Source organism: Thioclava kandeliae (assembly GCF_040297545.1).
Classification (GTDB): Bacteria; Pseudomonadota; Alphaproteobacteria; order Rhodobacterales; family Rhodobacteraceae; genus Thioclava; species Thioclava kandeliae.
On record NZ_JAYWLC010000083.1, the window covers coordinates 1 to 763 of the forward strand.

Here is a 763-nt window from a genome sequence, read left to right on the forward strand (position 1 = left end):
GGCCCGCGCGTCTTCGCCGATGAGACCAGCCTTCCGACCCTCGCGCCCGGTACCGGTGCCGCGAAAAAGGCCTGGCTCTGGGCCTATGCCCGCGACGACAGCTCCTTCGGTGGTAGTGGTCCGCCCATGGTGGCTTACCGCTTCGAGGAAAGTCGATCCGGTGACTGCGTACGCCGACATCTCGGCAGCTACAGCGGCATTCTGCAGGTTGACGGCTATGCCGCCTACAATACGCTCGTGCGCAAGGGCGGAGGCAACGACGGGCCGCGTCTCGCCGGATGCTGGGCACATAGCAGGCGAAGATTTTATGAGCTTCACGCCGCTGGAGACAGTCAGGTCGCAACCGCGACGGTCGAGCGCATGGCGATCGTGTCCCAACTGATGGTGTAGCTCATAGCGGGCCTCGTGCTGACTGGCGGGCCGAGCTGATCAGTCGCGCTGCGCTGCAGGCAAGCTGACCACGACATCATCGCAGATTGGCGCCAGCGTTTCCAGTGTCATGTATCGACCGCGCTGGACGGTCCATTCCTCGGTCTGCTCCATCAGGATGGCCCCAACGAGGCGGCGGATCGAAGCCTCATTAGGAAAGATCCCGACCACGTCCGTACGGCGCTTGATCTCGCCGTTTAGGCGCTCAATCGGATTTGTGCTGTGTAGCTTCGTTCGATGCTGCTGGGGAAAGGTCATGTAGGCCAGCACATCCTCCTCGGCGCCGTCCATGAGGGTCGCCAGCTTTGGCAGTTTCGGACGCATCTGATCAGCG

General features: G+C 62.6%; 1 protein-coding gene and 1 pseudogene. One reads left to right on the forward strand and one right to left on the reverse strand.

Annotated features, from left to right (window positions below):
- A pseudogene (locus VSX56_RS20695) lies at positions 1–366 on the forward strand (IS66 family transposase); the annotation flags it as partial.
- Between the two features lie 63 nt (positions 367–429).
- Here VSX56_RS20695 and VSX56_RS20700 read toward each other — a convergent pair.
- Positions 430–763, reverse strand: a 334-nt coding sequence (locus VSX56_RS20700) for a transposase (protein WP_350938335.1), incomplete at its 5' end; no start/stop codon positions are given.